The organism is Burkholderia sp. 3C, assembly GCF_054589155.1.
Genome location: NZ_BAAILN010000096.1, coordinates 85157 through 102178 on the forward strand (window position 1 = coordinate 85157; position 17022 = coordinate 102178).

Annotated in this window: 16 protein-coding genes; 14 read left to right on the top strand and 2 right to left on the bottom strand. The window is 67.0% G+C overall.

The features are described from left to right. The 6 genes from ACYP33_RS20065 to argE all read left to right on the top strand — a co-directional run. Positions 1–1169: M20 aminoacylase family protein (locus ACYP33_RS20065; protein WP_459623561.1), on the top strand; the 1169-nt coding region annotated here is incomplete at its 5' end. A gap of 364 nt (positions 1170–1533) precedes the next feature. Continuing rightward, a complete protein-coding gene (locus ACYP33_RS20070; RefSeq protein ID WP_459623563.1) occupies positions 1534–2865 on the top strand; it encodes a flavin-containing monooxygenase in 1332 nt (443 codons plus the stop codon). Beyond that, positions 2865–3299, top strand: coding sequence for a RidA family protein (locus tag ACYP33_RS20075; RefSeq protein WP_459623565.1), 435 nt, complete (start codon positions 2865–2867; stop codon positions 3297–3299). Before ACYP33_RS20070 ends, ACYP33_RS20075 begins: the two co-directional genes overlap by 1 nt. A 33-nt stretch (positions 3300–3332) precedes the next feature. After that, on the top strand, positions 3333–3770 hold the full coding sequence (locus ACYP33_RS20080; protein WP_414440203.1) for a RidA family protein: 438 nt from the start codon (positions 3333–3335) through the stop codon (positions 3768–3770). Between the two features lie 10 nt (positions 3771–3780). Next, positions 3781–4458: a DUF1028 domain-containing protein gene (locus ACYP33_RS20085; RefSeq protein ID WP_459623567.1), complete on the top strand. Its 678-nt coding sequence runs from the start codon at positions 3781–3783 to the stop codon at positions 4456–4458. Beyond that, positions 4451–5653 (top strand): acetylornithine deacetylase, encoded by a 1203-nt coding sequence (gene argE, locus ACYP33_RS20090; RefSeq protein WP_459623569.1) that lies wholly within the window; start codon positions 4451–4453, stop codon positions 5651–5653. Before ACYP33_RS20085 ends, argE begins: the two co-directional genes overlap by 8 nt. A gap of 83 nt (positions 5654–5736) precedes the next feature. On the opposite strand, the gene ACYP33_RS20095 is transcribed toward argE, so the two are convergent. Further along, positions 5737–6660 (bottom strand): LysR family transcriptional regulator, encoded by a 924-nt coding sequence (locus ACYP33_RS20095; protein ID WP_414440200.1) that lies wholly within the window; start codon positions 6658–6660, stop codon positions 5737–5739. Positions 6661–7324: 664 nt separating this feature from the next. Between ACYP33_RS20095 and ACYP33_RS20100 the strand changes: the two genes are divergently transcribed. After that, positions 7325–8740 carry a purine-cytosine permease family protein gene (locus ACYP33_RS20100; protein ID WP_459623571.1) on the top strand — a complete coding sequence of 472 codons (1416 nt, stop codon included), beginning with the start codon at positions 7325–7327 and terminating at the stop codon, positions 8738–8740. Positions 8741–8802: 62 nt separating this feature from the next. Here ACYP33_RS20100 and ACYP33_RS20105 read toward each other — a convergent pair whose 3' ends face one another. Continuing rightward, positions 8803–9255, bottom strand: coding sequence for a winged helix-turn-helix transcriptional regulator (locus ACYP33_RS20105; protein WP_414440198.1), 453 nt, complete (start codon positions 9253–9255; stop codon positions 8803–8805). 122 nt (positions 9256–9377) lie between these two features. Here ACYP33_RS20105 and ACYP33_RS20110 point away from each other — a divergent pair, with 122 nt between their 5' ends. The 7 genes from ACYP33_RS20110 (at position 9378) to ACYP33_RS20140 (ending at position 17003) form a co-directional block, all read left to right on the top strand. Next, complete coding sequence (locus ACYP33_RS20110; protein WP_459623573.1) at positions 9378–10631, top strand: MFS transporter; 1254 nt, start codon at positions 9378–9380, stop codon at positions 10629–10631. A gap of 317 nt (positions 10632–10948) precedes the next feature. Continuing rightward, a complete protein-coding gene (locus ACYP33_RS20115) occupies positions 10949–11242 on the top strand; it encodes a 2Fe-2S iron-sulfur cluster-binding protein (RefSeq protein ID WP_459623575.1) in 294 nt (97 codons plus the stop codon). A gap of 29 nt (positions 11243–11271) precedes the next feature. Further along, complete coding sequence (locus ACYP33_RS20120) at positions 11272–12024, top strand: hypothetical protein (protein ID WP_414449034.1); 753 nt, start codon at positions 11272–11274, stop codon at positions 12022–12024. 10 nt (positions 12025–12034) lie between these two features. Continuing rightward, positions 12035–13381 (top strand): ATP-grasp domain-containing protein, encoded by a 1347-nt coding sequence (locus ACYP33_RS20125; protein WP_459623576.1) that lies wholly within the window; start codon positions 12035–12037, stop codon positions 13379–13381. A 3-nt stretch (positions 13382–13384) separates the two neighbouring features. Beyond that, positions 13385–14719, top strand: coding sequence for an ATP-grasp domain-containing protein (locus ACYP33_RS20130; RefSeq protein ID WP_414449036.1), 1335 nt, complete (start codon positions 13385–13387; stop codon positions 14717–14719). A gap of 15 nt (positions 14720–14734) precedes the next feature. After that, the gene (locus ACYP33_RS20135; RefSeq protein WP_459623577.1) at positions 14735–16003 is read left to right on the top strand and encodes an ATP-grasp domain-containing protein; all 1269 of its coding nucleotides are present in this window, start codon (positions 14735–14737) and stop codon (positions 16001–16003) included. Positions 16004–16115: 112 nt separating this feature from the next. Further along, on the top strand, positions 16116–17003 hold the full coding sequence (locus ACYP33_RS20140; RefSeq protein ID WP_414440191.1) for an EamA family transporter: 888 nt from the start codon (positions 16116–16118) through the stop codon (positions 17001–17003). The last annotated feature ends 19 nt before the right edge of the window (positions 17004–17022 follow it).

The following is a 17022-nucleotide window of genomic DNA, read 5'->3' on the forward strand; positions in this document are numbered from 1 at the left end:
TCCTCGCCCACGCCGACGAACTGCAGACGATTCGCCGCGATATCCACGCGCATCCCGAAGTCGGCTTCGAGGTGAACCGCACCGCCGCGCTGGTGGCCGAGCGGCTCGAAGCCTGGGGCTACGCCGTCACGCGGAACGTGGGCCAGACCGGCGTGGTCGGCACGCTCAAGCGCGGCAGCGGCGCGCGTGCGATCGGGCTGCGCGCCGACATGGACGCGCTGCCGGTGCAGGAGGTCAACACCTTCGCGCACCGCTCGACCGTGCCCGGCGCGATGCACGCCTGCGGTCACGACGGCCACACGGCGATGCTGCTCGGCGCGGCGCGCCATCTGGCGCTGCATGGCGGCTTCGACGGCACCGTGCAGTTGTTCTTCCAGCCGGCCGAGGAAGCGGGCGGCGGCGCGCGCGCGATGATCGAGGACGGCCTGTTCGAGCGTTTTCCGGTGGATGCCGTGTTCGGGCTGCACAATTGGCCCGGCATTCCGGCCGGCGATTTCGCCGTGCGGCCGGGGCCGCTGATGGCGTCCACCAGCCTGTTCAAGATCACGCTGCGCGGCGCGGGCTGCCACGCCGCCATGCCGCATCTGGGCCGCGACCCGGTGTTCGCCGCCGGGCAGGTGCTGAACGCGTTGCAGGGCATCGTCACGCGCAACCGCAATCCGATCGACGGCGCGGTGCTGTCGGTCACGCAGATCCACGCCGGCGAGGCGCTCAACGTGGTGCCGACCGATGCGTGGCTCGGCGGCACCGTGCGCACGTTCTCCGACGCCACGCTCGACCTGATCGAGACGCGCATGCGCGCCGTGGCCGCGGCGACCGCGTCGGCGTTCGAATGCGAGTGCGAGGTGTGGTTCGAGCGGCAGTATCCGGCCACCATCAACGATGCGGCGCAGACGGCGCTGGCCGTCGAGGTGATGCGCGAACTGGTGGGCGACGCGCACGTGAACGCGGCGGCCGATCCGACCATGGCCGCCGAGGATTTCTCGTTCATGCTGCGCGAGAAGCCGGGGTGTTACGCATTCCTGGGCAATGGCAGCGGCGACCATCGCGTGCATGGGCATGGCGGTGGGCCTTGCCTGCTGCATAACGCGAGTTATGACTTCAACGATGCGTTGCTGCCGGTGGGGGCGAGTTATTTTGTCCGGCTGGTGGAGCGGTTTTTGGGGTGATAGCACGCGACGCATGAGCGACGGCCGGGTTTGTCCCGGCCGTTTTGTTTTTGGCGCCCCGCTGTAAAAAGCTCGCCAAAATTCCCCGATTTCCCCTTTTCGGAGGCGCGCCAAAGGCTGTCCGGCGGCCCCGCGCGCGGCCTTCCCAGGCGGCCATTTTCCTCGCCGCGCCGCGCCGGGCGGCGCTTCCCGCCCTCTCGCAACTTTTTCCTAACCAGCGACCACAAAAAACATCATTTCCTTAACCCCCACCTCTGAACAGAATTCCAGGCATGCCATTCGCGGCGCGCCAAGCCGCGAACCAGAAACCGAACCCGGCCGCGGTTGGCGTGCCGGGTTGAACCGCTTTTCAGAGGAACGCGCGATGACAGTCGGGAACACAGTCGTAGACACGCTGGTGGTCGGCGCCGGCCAGGCCGGCGTGGCGATGAGCGAACACCTGAGCCGCCTCGGCGTGCCGCATCTGGTGCTCGAACGCGACCGGATCGCCGAGCGCTGGCGCACCGGCCGCTGGGATTCGCTGGTCGCCAACGGGCCGGCCTGGCACGACCGCTTCCCCGGCCTCGAATTCGAAGGGCTCGACCCGGATGCGTTCGCCTCGAAAGACAGCGTGGCCGATTACTTCGAGGCCTACGCCAAGAAGTACGACGCACCGATCCGCACCGGCGTGGACGTCACCAAGGTGGTGCGCAACGTCGGCCGCCCCGGCTTCACGGTCGAAACCAGCGACGGCACGATCGAGACGACCCGCGTGGTAGTGGCCACCGGCCCGTTCCAGACGCCGGTGATCCCGCCGATCGCGCCGTCCTCGTCGGCGCTGACGCAATTGCATTCGGCCAGCTACTACAACCCGCAGCAACTGCCGGCCGGTGGCGTGCTGGTGGTGGGCGCCGGCTCGTCGGGCGTGCAGATCGCCGACGAACTGCAGCGCGCGGGCCGCGACGTCTATCTGTCGGTCGGCCCGCACGATCGCCCGCCGCGCGCCTATCGCAACCGCGATTTCTGCTGGTGGCTCGGCGTGCTCGGCAAGTGGGACGCCGAAGCGGCGATGCCGGGCCGCGAGCACGTGACGATCGCCGTCAGCGGCGCGCGCGGCGGCCATACCGTCGATTTCCGCCGCCTCGCGCATCAGGGCGTGAACCTGGTCGGCCTGACCGAATCGTTCGACGGCAACGTGGTGCGCTTCCAGCAAGACCTGGCCGCCAACATCGCGCGCGGCGACGAGAACTACCTGTCGCTGCTCGACGAAGCCGACGCCTACATCGCCCGCAACGGCCTCGACCTGCCGGAAGAGCCGCAGGCGCGCGAGATCCCGGCCGATCCGGCCTGCCTCACGCAGCCGCTGCTGGAACTGGATCTGGCCCAGGCCGGCGTCACGTCGATCATCTGGGCGACCGGCTACGCCACCGATTACCGCTGGCTGCAGGTGGACGCGTTCGACGCCAAGGGCAAGCCGAAGCACCAGCGCGGCGTGTCGGTCGAACCGGGCATCTATTTCCTGGGCCTGCCGTGGCAGTCGCGCCGCGGTTCGAGCTTCATCTGGGGCGTCTGGCACGACGCCAAGCACGTGGCCGACCACATCGCGATCCAGCGCCAGTACCAGACCTACCGCGACAGCACGCAGCGCGAAGCCGCAGCAGCCGCAGTGGCAGCCGCGCCGCAAGCGGCCCAAACCAGCGAAATCGGAGTGAATTGATGCCCACCCATACCCGTATCCGGATGTTCAACACCAAGGACACCTATCCGAACCAGACGCTCGACAACGACCTGTGCCAGGCCGTGCGGGCGGGCAATACCGTGTACGTGCGCGGCCAGGTCGGCACCGATTTCGACGGCAACCTGGTGGGCCTCGGCGACCCGCGCGCGCAGGCCGAGCAGGCCATGAAGAACCTCAAGCAACTGCTGGAGGAAGCCGGCAGCGACCTCTCGCACGTCGTCAAGACCACCACCTACCTGATCGATCCGCGCTATCGCGAGCCGGTGTACCAGGAAGTGGGCAAGTGGCTCAAGGGCGTGCATCCGATCTCGACCGGGATCGTGGTGGTGGCGCTGGGCCAGCCGCAATGGCTGATGGAGATCGACGTGATCGCGGTGGTGCCGGACGGCTGGACGCCGCCCGCCGCCGCCTGAGCGCCATCCCCCATTTTTAGGTGAACTGAACCCATGAGCCAGACCACGCATACCCGTATCCGGATGTTCAACACGAAGGATACCTACCCGAACCAGACGCTCGACAACGACCTGTGCCAGGCCGTGAAGGCCGGCAACACCGTGTACGTGCGCGGCCAGATCGGCACCGATTTCGACGGCAACCTGGTGGGCCTCGGCGACCCGGCCGCGCAGGCCGAGCAGGCGATGAAGAACGTCAAGCAACTGCTGGAAGAGGCCGGCAGCGATCTCTCGCACATCGTCAAGACCACCACCTACATCATCGATCCGCGCTATCGCGAGCCGGTGTATCAGGTGGTCGGCAAGTGGCTGAAGGGCGTGTATCCGATCTCGACCGGCCTGGTGATCGCCGCGCTGGGCCAGCCGCAATGGCTGATGGAGATCGACGTGATCGCCGTGATCCCGGACAATTGGACGCCGCAACAGGCCTAAGGAGGCACGCATGACTTTCTCGATCGTCGGCCGGTGTCAGGAAACCGGCCAGCTCGGCATCGCCATCAGCTCGTCGAGCATCGCCGTGGGCGCGCGCTGCCCGTGGGTACGCGCCGGTGTCGGCGTGGTGGCCACGCAGAACGTCACGCTGCCCGCGCTCGGCCCGGAAATCCTCGATCTGCTGGAGGCCGGCCAACTCGATCCGGCCGCCGCGCTCGACCGCGCGCTGTCGGCGAACGGCTGGAGCCAGTACCGGCAGGTCACGGTGATCGACGGCCAGGGCCGCTCGGCGTTCTTCAGCGGCAAGGAAGCGCTCGGGCTGTATCACGCGGTGGCGGGCGACCAGTGCATCGCGGCCGGCAACATGCTGTCCGGCCTGAACGTGATCGAAGCGATGGTGCCGGCCTTCGAGAACGCGCCCGGCGCGCTGGCCGACCGGCTGCTGGCCGCCATGCAGGCGGCGCTGGCGGCGGGCGGCGAGGCCGGCCCGGTGCACTCGGCCGCGCTGAAGATTGCCGGCGACGTGGTCTGGCCGATCGTCGACCTGCGCGTGGATTGGGCCGACGAAGATCCGATCGGCCAGCTTGCCGGCCTGTGGCATGCCTACAAGCCGCAAATGGCCGATTACCTGACGCGCGCGATCAACCCGACCGCCGCGCCGAGCTACGGGGTGCCCGGCGATGAGTGAGTCCGCCCACCTCACCCAGGCGGGCGTGGCGCTGTCCAGCCGCGATCTGCTCGAACGGCTGATCGGCTTTGCCACCGTCAGCCGCGATTCGAACCTCGCGCTGATCGAGTTCATCCGCGATTATCTGGCCGGGCACGGCGTCGAGTGCGAGCTGTTCTACAACGACACGCGCACCAAGGCCAACCTGTTCGCGACGATCGGCCCGCGCGATCGCGGCGGCGTGGTGCTGTCCGGCCACACCGACGTGGTGCCGGTGGACGGCCAGGCGTGGACGGTCGAGCCGTTCCGCCTGACCGAGCGCGACGGCAAGCTGTACGGGCGCGGCACCGCCGACATGAAGGGCTTCCTGGCCTCGGTGCTGGCCGCCGTGCCGGCCTTCGTCGCGCGCGAGCGCGAACTGGCGCTGCCCGTGCACCTGGCGTTCTCGTACGACGAGGAAGTGGGTTGCCTCGGCGTGCGGCCGATGCTGGCCGAACTGGAGCGGCGCGCGGTGCGCCCGCGCCTGTGCCTGATCGGCGAGCCGACCGAACTGAAGCCGGTGCTCGGCCACAAGGGCAAGCTGGCGATGCGCTGCCACGTGAAGGGCGCGGCCTGCCACTCGGCCTACGCGCCGTACGGCGTCAACGCGATCGAATACGCGGCCAAGCTGATCGGCCATCTCGGCGAGATCGGCACGCGGCTCGCGGCGCCCGAGCATCACGACGAACGTTTCGACCCGCCGTTCTCGACCGTGCAGACGGGCGTGATCCACGGCGGCCGCGCGCTGAACATCGTGCCGGCCGAGTGCGAATTCGATTTCGAGGTGCGCGCGCTGCCCGGCTACGACGCGCAGGAAGTGGCCGACGACCTGCACCGCTACGCCGACGCCGAGCTGCTGCCGAAGATGCAGGCCGTCAAGCCCGACACCGGCATCCGCTTCCTGCCGCTCAGTGCCTACCCGGGCCTGGCCACGCCGCCCGACAGCGAAGCTGCGCAACTGCTGGCGTTGCTGTCCGGCTCGACCGAGTTCGGCACCGTGGCGTTCGGCACCGAAGGCGGCCTGTTCGAGCAGGCCGGCATGCCTACCGTGGTGTGCGGCCCCGGCAGCATGGATCAGGGGCACAAGCCCGACGAGTTCGTCAGCGTCGAGCAACTGGCCGGCTGCGATGCGATGCTGGCGCGGCTGGTGACGCATCTCACGTCACGCGAGGCCTGAGCCATCGAGGCTTGCTCAGTCATCCTGACGTACTGACGTAGGCGGCCCGCTTTCGAGCGGGCCGTTTTTCATTGGCGTGGGCGTCAGCCGCGCGGCGCGGCGCTCAACGCCGTGAGCCGCTCGCGGCAGAAATCCACGAACAGTTGCGCGGGCTTGGTCAACTGGCCGCGCTTCAGGCGCGCGCTGACGAGGCCCGAGCGCGCCACCGGCTCGGCGATGTCGATCGTCACGACCTTCTTCCCGTCATAGGTGCATTCGGAGTGGGGGCGCGTGACCAGCAGCGAAAAGCCGAAGCCCTGGCCGACCATGCCGCGCACCATCTCGATCGACGGCGAGCCGAACACGATGTTCGGCGTGAGGCCGAGCGCATGGAACAGGCTGACGAAATAGGTGCGGCTCGGCTGCACGTCGAGCAGGATCATCGGTTCGACGCACAGGTCGCGCAGCGACACCTGCGCCTGGCTGGCGAAGCGATGGTTTTCGGGCAGCAGCACGTAGGGCTTCTGGGGCGGCATCAGCGGTTCGGTCTCGATGGTGCCGTCGAGTTCGTGCTCGTAGACGAACGCCACGTCGAACGTGCCGGCCGTCAGGCCCTGCACGAGTTCCTGCTGGTCGCCGTCGCGAATCCGGATGTTGACGCCCGGATACAGCTCGCGAAAGCCCGCGATCAGTTGCGGCAGATAGAGCGGGGCGACCGTCTCGAAGCAGCCGATATCGATCTGGCCGGTTACCACGTCGTTGTCGGCCAGCGCGTTCTGCTCGAACTCGTGCGACATGCGCAGCAGTTCCTGCGCCTTGCGGTAGAAGCGCGTGCCGCTCGGCGTCAGCGAGACGCCCTGCGCGTGATGGCGGATGAACAGCTTCACGCCGAAGCTTTCCTCCAGCCCCTTGATCGCGTTCGAAATGGAGGGCTGCGCGATGAATAGCTGGCGCGAGGCCTCGGCCACGCTGCCGGCCTCGACCGTCGTCACGAAATACTTCAGTTGTCGCAATGTATAGAAAGCCACGGAAACCTCTGCTGCTCGCGCGCCGGAGTGGGGCAGGCAGGGGGCTGGCGGCCCCGCGCGCGCGTGGGTGTCGGTCGGATCGGCTAGCACCTTACCGCAGGCCGCGCACCCGCGCGCGGCCTGCTGCCGACTTTTATCTTATGACGCGAGCATAAATTTTATTTTTGGTCCGGCGCGCGAATGTGCCTCGCCACGTGCGCACGGGCGGCCGCCTTGCAACGTGAAAGCTCGTCGGCGATCGGCCGAGGATGCCCGCCCGAGGCCCGTTCTGGTGCGTTCTGGTGCGTTTAGGCACCGATTTTGTGCTCCGCATGGTTCATCTCTGGACATAGCAAAAAGCTTTGCAAGACACACTAAAACGATAATTCTCAAATGTTATCGGCTTCGCTAAATTTTGGCTCACATCAACGGCTTACCGATGAAAGCGCGTATGCCGGGCGGTTGCGAAACAGGGGTTTCGCGGCCGGACCAGCAGGTTTTCATCGGCAGGCCGTGGCACCGGGCGCAACGCTCGCCGCGCATTCGCAAATGGTTCGGATTTCGAAATATGAACGGATTCGGGGCGGGAGCGATTCGCCCGGGCGCCTGCTGATGCCTGACGAGGGGCGCCGGTTGGCCCCAACCGCTTCAGCGCGGCCCGCCGCGCACGCAAGGAGACATCATCGTGACCACCCCGGAGCGCACCGCGTCCCCATTGATTGAAAAGCATACGATCGGCTATGTGCCGCCCGAGGATCGCCACGGCAAGGTGCGCGACCTGTTTACGTTGTGGTTCGGCGGCAATATCGCGCCGCTGCCGATCGTGACCGGCGCGCTCGGCGTGCAGGTGTTTCACCTGAACCTGGTGTGGGGCATCATCGCGATCATCGTCGGCCAGGCGGTCGGCGGCGTGCTGATGGCGCTGCACTCGGCGCAAGGCCCGCAGATGGGCATCCCGCAGATGATCCAGAGCCGCGCGCAGTTCGGCTCGCTCGGCGCGCTGCTCGTCACGCTGATTGCGGGCGTGATGTACGTGGCGTTCTTCGCGTCCAACATCGTGCTGGCCGGCAAGTCGCTGCACGGCATTACCTCGGCCGTGCCGGTGCCGGTGGGCATCGTGGTCGGCGCGGTGGGCTCGGGCCTGATCGGCATCATCGGCTACCGTTTCATCCACATCCTGAACCGCATCGGCACCTGGGTGCTCGGCATCGGCATCGTGGTGGGCTTCGGCTATATCTTCACGCATGTGCAAACGGCCGACTTCCTGACGCGCGGCGGCTTCAGCTTCGCCGGCTGGCTCGCCACGGTGTCGCTGTCGGCGCTCTGGCAGATCGCGTTCGCCCCGTATGTATCGGACTACTCGCGTTACCTGCCGGCCAATGTCAAGGTGTCCTCGACGTTCTGGGCCACCTACCTCGGCTGCGCGATCGGCTCGACGCTGGCGTTTTCGTTCGGTGCGGTGGCCGTGCTGGCGGTTGCGCCGGGCGCCGATACGATGGATGCCGTCAAGCAGGCCACCGGCCCGTTTGGTCCGCTGATGCTGGTGCTGTTCCTGTTGAGCGTGATCAGCCACAACGCGCTGAACCTGTATGGCGCCGTGCTGTCGGCCATCACGTCGATCCAGACCTTCGTGTGGCGCTGGATTCCGACGGCGCGCGCCCGTGCCGTGTTCTCGATCGTGATCCTGCTGGCGTCGTGCTACGGCGCGATCGGCGTGTCGACCAACTTCATCGGCCACCTGGTGGACCTCGTGCTGGCGCTGCTGGTGGTGCTGGTGCCGTGGACGGCGATCAACCTGATCGACTTCTACGTGATCCACAAGGGCGACTACGACATCGAGTCGATCTTCCGCGTGGATGGCGGTATCTACGGCCGCTTCAACCCGCAGGCGCTGATTGCTTACGCGGTGGGCATCGCGGTGCAGATCCCGTTCATGAACACGCCGATGTATGCCGGCCCGGTGCCGGGCTACCTGGATGGCGCGGATTTGTCGTGGATCGTCGGGTTGCTGCTGACTTCGCCGCTGTATTACTGGTTGGCGACGCGCGACACGGCGTATCGCCGTCGTCAGGACAGCGCCCGGGCAGCCGTGGTGCGCTGAAGCCGCCGATCACCGATGGACCAAAAAAAACCGCGCCTCGTGCGCGGTTTTTTCATGGGCGCTCAGGACGCCTCGATTTTCCTGACGATCGTGTGCGCGGCCTTCAGCGGCTTGTCGTCGGCGTCGCGCAGCACCTGCTTGCGCACGGCGCGGCCGCTCTTGCGCTCGACCATGACCGAGTGCTTCTCGCCGCGCTCGAACAGGTTCGCCTCGCCCCACTGGCGCAGCATCACGATCACCGGGAACAGCGCCTCGCCGCGGCTCGTCAGCACGTACTCCTGATAAGCGGTGCCGTCCGACGCCGGCACGATCTCGAAGATGCCGGCATCCACCAGCATTTTCAAACGCGCCGACAGGATGTTGCTGGCGACCCCCAGGCTGCTGCGGAAATCGCCGAAGCGGCGCACGCCGTCGAACGCATCGCGCACGATCAGCAATGCCCACCGGTCGCCGACGATATCGGTTGCCCGCGCCACCGGGCACGGCGAATCCGCCGCGCTCTTCTGCTTGACCATTCTGACCTCCTCGACGCGCCTGCGCGGGCTTGGGTGCCGCGCACAACTCGTTGCATTTTAAAACATCCTTCCCTACACTGCATCCAGTTTCAAATTGCAACCACTTTACCAGGGGAGTACTGATGAATTCACCCGCGAATTCCGCCAGGGAAGGCCGGCTTGGCGATGCAGAAAATAAGGGCGGTGCGGTTGGCCGGCTGCCCACGGCCATCGTCACGCTGCTGGCCGTGTGCTGCGCGGCCAGTGTTGCGAACGTGTATTACGCGCAGCCGCTGCTCGATTCGATCGCGAACGATTTTCAGATCTCGCATGCCGACGTGGGCGGCGTGATCACCGCCACCCAGCTCGGCTGCGCGCTGGCGCTGCTGTTCGTGGTGCCCCTGGGCGACCTGCTGAACCGCAAGCGATTGATCGCCGTGCAACTGGTGCTGCTGATCCTCGCTTGCGTCGGCGTCGCGATTTCGGCCTCGCCGCTGGCGCTGCTCGCCGGCATGGTCGGCGTCGGCCTGCTCGGCACCGCGATGACGCAAGGGCTGATCGCCTATTCGGCCACGCTGGCGGGTGACGGCGAGCGCGGCCGGGTGGTGGGCGCGGCGCAGGGCGGGGTGGTGATCGGCTTGCTGATGGCGCGTTCGCTGGCCGGGGTGGTGACCGACATCGCGGGCTGGCGCGCGGTGTATCTGGTGTCGGGCCTGTTCGCGGTGGTGATGTTGATCGTGCTGTCGCGTCTGTTGCCCGCGCCGCGCACGCCGCGTGCGCAACTGAGCTACGGCGCGCTGCTGCGCTCCATGGGGGCGCTGCTGTGGCATGAGCGCGTGTTGCAGGTGCGCGGCATGCTCGGCCTGTTGATGTTCGCCGCGTTCAGCGTGTTCTGGAGTGCGCTGGTGCTGCCCCTCAGCGCACCGCCGTTCTCGATGTCGCACACGACGATCGGCGCGTTCGGCCTGGTGGGCGCGCTGGGCGCACTGGCCGCCGCGCGGGCCGGGCAATTGACCGATCGCGGCCTCGGCCAGGTGACGACCGGCATCGCGCTGGCGCTGCTGCTGGTTTCGTGGCTGCCTATCACGTTCATGACCACCTCGATCTGGCTGCTGATCGCCGGCATCATCCTGCTCGACATCGGCGGCCAGGCGATCCACGTGGTCAATCAGAGCATGATCTTCAGCACGCGGCCGGAGGCGCATGCGCGGCTGGTGGGTTGCTACATGCTGTTCTATTCGGTGGGCAGCGGCCTGGGGGCGATTTCATCGACGGCCGTGTATGCGCGCGCGGGGTGGCTCGGCGTGTGCGCGCTGGGCGCGGGCATCAGTTTCGTCGCGCTGGTGTTTTGGGCGGCGACTCGTGGCGCGATGCGGCGGGATGTGGATCATGTTTGATGTAGTCATGATGACAGCCTGAAAGTCCGTAGAGCGAAATGGATATGCAAAAAATCTGATTGCAAGTAGCAACCGGATATGTGAGCATGGCTTCGCACCTGAGAGCGCGCGCTCACCGATGAAAACATAATTATCGGGGCGCGTGAAAAAAACACCTGATTCCGATAAATAAATGAACCCCTGCAATTGCCACGGCGGTATGTTCCGTTCGCCCGACTGAAGCGGTATCCGCTTCGGTACTCACGTTTCGCAATACTGATCAACTGTTATCGCGGCTTGCCCTGCGCAGGCCGGGAGGGATGCGTGTGCACAAGATCGTGATCCTGCCGCAGAACGCCGAGGCCTGGCTGCCTCCGGGCAGCAGCCTGACCGAACTGGAATTCGAGCTGTACGACCAGGAATCGATCCCGTTCGGTTGCAAATCCGGCGCGTGCGGCGCGTGCGTGATCGAGGTCGTCGAAGGCTTGCCGCATCTGGGCACCCGAGATGCCCCGGAAGCGGAATTCCTCGACGCGCTCGGTTATCCGGGCGATGAATTCAGGCTGGCGTGCCAATGCCGGCTGAATGGCGAAGTACGAATTCGTGCGGCTTCTCTCGCACGTGATTATTGAAAACTCCACTTCTATTGACGAGGGTAATCATGAGCAATCGCGTTAAAAACGTCGGCTTCGAGAATCGCATTCCGTTCATCAATGCTGCACGATCGGTTGAATTGCGCGCAGAAATCGATGCCATCATCGACGGTCAAATCGACAAATGGTATGAAACCGTGCCGTATGCCGCGCACCTCGAAGGCAAGACGATCGATTCGACTTATTACCAGCGTCACCTGATCGAAACCGCATGGCGCATTCGCCTGCTGCGCGTGTCGGAATCGAAGGCGCTCGTCGAAATCGCCAAGCGCAGCCCGGAAGCGGCGCAGATCTGGGCGAACTACGAGCGCGAGGAAATGCTGCACGACGAACTGTTCATTCAGGATCTCGAACGGGCGGGCGTGAGCCGCGAGCAATTCCTCGCCACCGAGCCGTACCTGTCGACCAAGCTGCTGACCGGCTATTTCTCCTATCTACTCGATCACGAAGGGCCGCTGGGCGTGGTCGCCTATTCGTACCTGGTCGAATACGTGAACGTGAAGCTCGAACCGCGCAAGATCGAAGCGCTGAAGGGCTCGGTGGGCGAAGGCAACATCGGCGGCCAGATCTCGCACTCGCACACGGATATCAACGACGATCACCCGGGCGAAGTGTGGGCCGCGATCCGTCACCTGCTGCGCAGCGATGACGACATCCAGGCGCTCAAGCGCTACCTCGACGAACATCAGACGGTGCTCGCGCTCTACTTCAAGGAACTCTACGAAGACAAGATCGCCGCCACGCTGAAAGCCGCGGCCTGATCGGGGAGCGATGATGAAAACCGATGGCGTTCTCATTCTGAGTCACTGCGGTTTCTCTTTCGCCGAGGATCTGATCGCGGCGTGTCATGCACGCGGCCTCGCCGCATGGGTGCTGTCGTCGCGGCCGCTTCCCGAGCACGGCGAAGCCCGGCTCGCCGCGCTGCGCGAACTGGCGGAGACGGTGTTCGCCACGGATGCTCACGAACTGGGTACCCGTGACCTCGAGAACGCCCTCGCGGCCCTGCATGAGCAGGGCCATACGATCAAGGGCTGCATCAGCGTGTGGGAAGGCTATCGCGCGCTGATGGCCTACGGCAACGCGTTGCAGGGCGTGGGCGACCTGCCCTGGCAGCGTGCCGATCAATTGCGCGACAAGCTGAAGGTGCGCACGCAGTTGCACGACGCGGGGCTGTCCCGGGTGCGTGCGCACAAGCTGACGCCCGCCACGCTGGCCGAGCTGCAGCGCAGCGGCCACCCGTATTTCGTCAAGCCGGTGCGCGGCATCGCATCCTACGGTGCGTTCCGGCTCGCGCGCGACACGACCTGGGCAGCGCTCGACGCGATCGCCGCCAAGGCGCGCGCCGACACGGTCTATACGTCCGTGCTTGGCGAAACCATCGAGTTCCTGGCCGAAGGTTATGTGAGCGGCAAGGAGTTCAGCTTCGAGGTGCTGGTGGCCGACGGCCGCCCCTACGTGGTCGGCATTCATGAGAAGTGCCAACTGACCGAGCGCGACGGCACGGTGCTCGAGGATAGCTGCACCAGCCCGCCGCATTCGCTGTCGGATGCGCAGAACGCGGCCGGCATCGCCTGGATCGGCGAGGTGCTGGCCGAACTGGCGCTCGATTGGGGCTGCTTTCACATCGAGGCGCGCTTCGACGGTGCGCGCTGGGACTTGATCGAGGTGAACCCGCGAGTGGGCGGCGCGCTGATCTCGCGCAGCGTGAAGGCGCTCAACGGCCAGGCCAGCGTGCTGGAGCTTTGGCTCGACCTGCTCGTCTCGCAGGTCGACGAAGTGCCGTCGCCGGCCTATCTCGACACCCTGGCCAGCGTGTCCTATCGCGCCGACGGCGTGCCGCCCGGCACCAGCGCCACGTTCTTCCGCGTCTATTTCGCCGAGCCGGGCCGCATCGAGCGCATCGACGTCGAGCCGACCGATCCGCCGCCGCTGCTGACCCAGATCCTGCTCAAGCCCGGCGACGAGATCGAGCCGGCCGCGCGCGAGGTGTTTCTCGGGCAGATCCTCTGGCATCTGCCGCGCGAGCGGCGCGACGCCGAACTGCCGCGCTTGCTGGCCGTCACGGCCGATACGCTCGCGGTGCGCTACCAAACCAGCGAAACCACCGCAGGAGCCTGAGTGATGAGCGAAACGAGCCCGCTGTTGCTGATCGTCGATTACAACCTGACGCGCATCGCCGACGTCGCGCATCTCGTGCGTGTCGCTCACGCGCATCACCGTGTCGACACGCTGCTGATTCGCGCCGCGCCCGGCCCGCGCGATCGCGAAATCTGCCGCTACGTGATCGATCTCGATCCGCTGGCCGACGATTTCGTCGAGGCGGCCGAGGCCGCGCTGGCACCCTACCGGGCGCGCCTGCGCGCGGGCCTGGTGTTCTCCGACAACGCCGTGCAGCGCGGCGCGGCGCTGCTCGAACGGCTCGGCCTGCCGGTCGATTCGGCCGCGCTGGCGGCCGGCGCGTTCAGCAAGCGCGACTACCGGCTGGCCGAGGACGCGGTGCGCACGCTGCTCGATGCGCAGCGGATCATGGCGCCGCGCAGCGCGGCAATCGCCTCGCTGGCCGACGTGCAGGCGTTTGCGCAAGCGCATCCGGCGGGCTTCGTGATCAAGCCGTCGTGCGAGGGCAACAACCGCGGCGTGGCGGTGGTGCGCGCCGGCGACCGGCTCGATGCGGCGTTCGCGCTGGTCGAGCCGTATCTGGCGAACGGCGCGATCTGCGAGGCGCTGATTCCGTACCGTCGCGAATACTCGTTCGACGGCGTGGGCGACACGGCCTTCATCACGGAGAAGGTCAGCGCCGACGGCCAGTACCCCGTGGAGGTGGCGCAAATTCTCCCGGCGCGCCTGAGCGTGGCCGAGCGCGCTTCGCTGAGCCGGGCCGGCCGCATCGCGAACCTGCTGGTGGGGCAGCGCGACGGCCCGTTCCACAACGAAATCAAACTGAGCGACGACGGCACGCGCGCCGCCGTGGTGGAGCCCAACCGTCGCCCCGCCGGCATGAAGATCTGGACCATCGCGCAGGCGGTGTATGCGGTCGATTTCTATGCGCTCTGGGTGGATGCGGCGTTCGGCCATCCGCGCGACGTCCGGCTCGAAGCGGGCAGCACGCATGCGGCCACCGTGATGCTCGGCGTGCCCGAGGACGGCGAGTTCACGCCGCCCGCCACGGCGCAGGGCGAGGCGCTGCTCGCCGCGACGCTCGCGCAGGCGGCCGAGCGCTGCGGGCTGCCGGCTTCGGCGCTGCATCTGATCGAGTGGGGCTGGCTGTCGCCGCACACGCGTTTCATTCCCGCCGTCGCGCGTGAAAACGGCGACTTCGCGGCGCAGGCCTGCCTCGCCGTGGACGGCGCGCGCGCCGACATCCGCGAGGTGGTGCAGGCGGTGCGCGCGGCCTGGGTCGCGCAGCTCGCCAGCGCCGGTTTCCATGTTCCGCAATCGGTCACGCTCGCGGCCTGAGAGGAGATTCCGATCATGAAGATTCTGATCCTGCATCGTGTGCCGTACGCCCGCATCGATTACGCGCGCGGCATCGATCACACGCGTCACGACGTGACGTATTTCGGCACCCAGCCGATCATCGATACGTTGCCGCCCGACCTGCGCCACGAAGCGGTGGTGCGGCCCGGCGAGCACAGCGCCTACGACGAGGCGCGCGCCTGGCTCGGCGCGCAGCCGCGCCGCTTCGACCGCATCCTGTCGCTGTCCGAGTACGAACTGCTCGATGCCGCTCGCCTGCGGGAATGGCTCGGCGTCGAGGGGCCGTCGGTGGACGCGGTGCAATGCGTGCGCGACAAGGTCCGCATGAAGCACAAGGCCGAGCAGGCCGGGCTGCGCGTGCCGCGCTACCTGCGGCTTCCCGAATGGCTCGACAACCCGGGCGCCGCGCGCTGGTCGGGCCGGACCGTGCTGAAGCCGCACAGCGGCGCATCGAGCGAGGACGTGGTGGTGTTCGCCGACCCGCAGGCGGCCTTGCGCGCGGTGCAGGCGCGCGCTTCGGGCGCGGTGCGGCTCGACCGTGGCGAACTCGATGCGCAGGCCTATCAGGTCGAGGAATTCGTGGACGGCGACGTGCTGCATTTCGACGGCCTGATCGCCGATGGCCGTCTCGCCACCGTCACCGCCAGCCGCTATGTCGGCACCTGCCTCGGGTTCGCCCAGGGCAAGCCGCTCGGTTCCTGCCATTTCCCGCTCACGCCCGAATTGCGCGAGTGGACGAGCCGCGCGCTCGCGGCGGTGGGCATCCGACACGGCAGCTTCCACCTGGAAGCGATCGAGACGCCGGCCGGCCCGGTGTTCCTCGAAGTCGGCAATCGGGTGGGGGGCGCCGACGTGGTGGCCACTTTCGAGCTGGCGACCGGCGTGCATCTGCCGTCCGAGGAACTGCGAATCCTGACCGGCGAACCGCCCTCGCACGCGTTGCCCGATACCCAGACGCAAGCGGCATGGCACGGCTGGTTCGTGTTCCCCGGCCATGCCGGGGGCCCGGGCACCTATCGCGGCATCGACGGCATCGACGCGTTCCGGCGCGATCCGGTGGTGCGCCGCTGGGCCGAACTGACGCCCGGCACGACGTTGCAGCAGCGGATCACCTATTCGGCGCACGAGGCGCCGCTCGCGGGGATCGTTGCGTGCGTCGACGCGGTCGAGACCGACGCCTGGCTGCGCGGGCTGTTCGACGCGGCCCGCACCGCGCCGGCCGTCGCCGCTTCGGTCGCGGCCTCCGTCGCGCACGCGGCCTGAGCGTCGTGCTCGCCCATCCTGCCCATCCCGAAACGCGGCGCGCGTGCGAACCACGCGCGCCGCATTCCCGTTTCCGCCACTTCCGTCACTTCCGTCACCATCGGACATCATCATGAAGCTTCGCGACATCCTGCTCGCCGTGTTCATCACGGCCATCTGGGGCCTGAATTTCTCGGTCATCAAGCTCGGGCTGCAATCGGTCGACCCGTTCATCCTGGCGGGCATCCGCTTCACGCTCAGCGCGTTCCCGGCGGTGTTGCTGATCCGCCGGCCGAAGGTCGAATTCCGCTATCTCGCCGCGTACGGCCTGATCTTCGGCATCGGCCTGTGGGGCATCGTCAACCTCGGCATCCAGGCCGGCCTGTCGGCCGGGATCGCATCGCTGGTGCTGCAGTTCAGCGCGTTCTTCACGATCCTGCTCGGCGCGGTGGTGTTCAAGGAAAGCCTGTCGCGCTACCAGGTCGCCGGCATCGTCATCGCGCTGCTGGGGCTGGCCTGCATCATCACGATCACCGACGGCAGCGTGGCGCCGCTCGGCGTGGCGCTGGTGATCGTCGGCGCGATCGCCTGGAGCACGGCGAACATCATCATCAAGAAATCGGGCACCAAGGACGTGCTGGCGTTCCTCGTGTGGTCGAGCCTGTTCGCGCCGATCCCGCTGTTCGCGATCGCCTGGCTGCAGCACGGCGCGGCCGGCTACGCCGCGACGTTCGCCCACTTCGACGGCAAGGCGATCTTCTCGATCCTGTTCCAGGCCTATCCCACCACGCTGTTCGGCTACTGGATCTGGAACGTGCTGCTGAAGAAATACCCGGTGTCGACGGTCGCGCCGCTGTCGCTGCTGGTGCCGATCTTCGGGATGCTGGGCTCGGTGGCGATCTTCGGCGAGCACGTGGGGCTGCCGAAGATCCTCGCCACGCTGTTCATCGTGCTGGGGCTGGCGATCGGCCTGTACGGAAAGCGGATCGGCGCGCTGTTCGCGGGACGCGCCAGCGCATGAGCAGGGCGCGCGGGGCGCG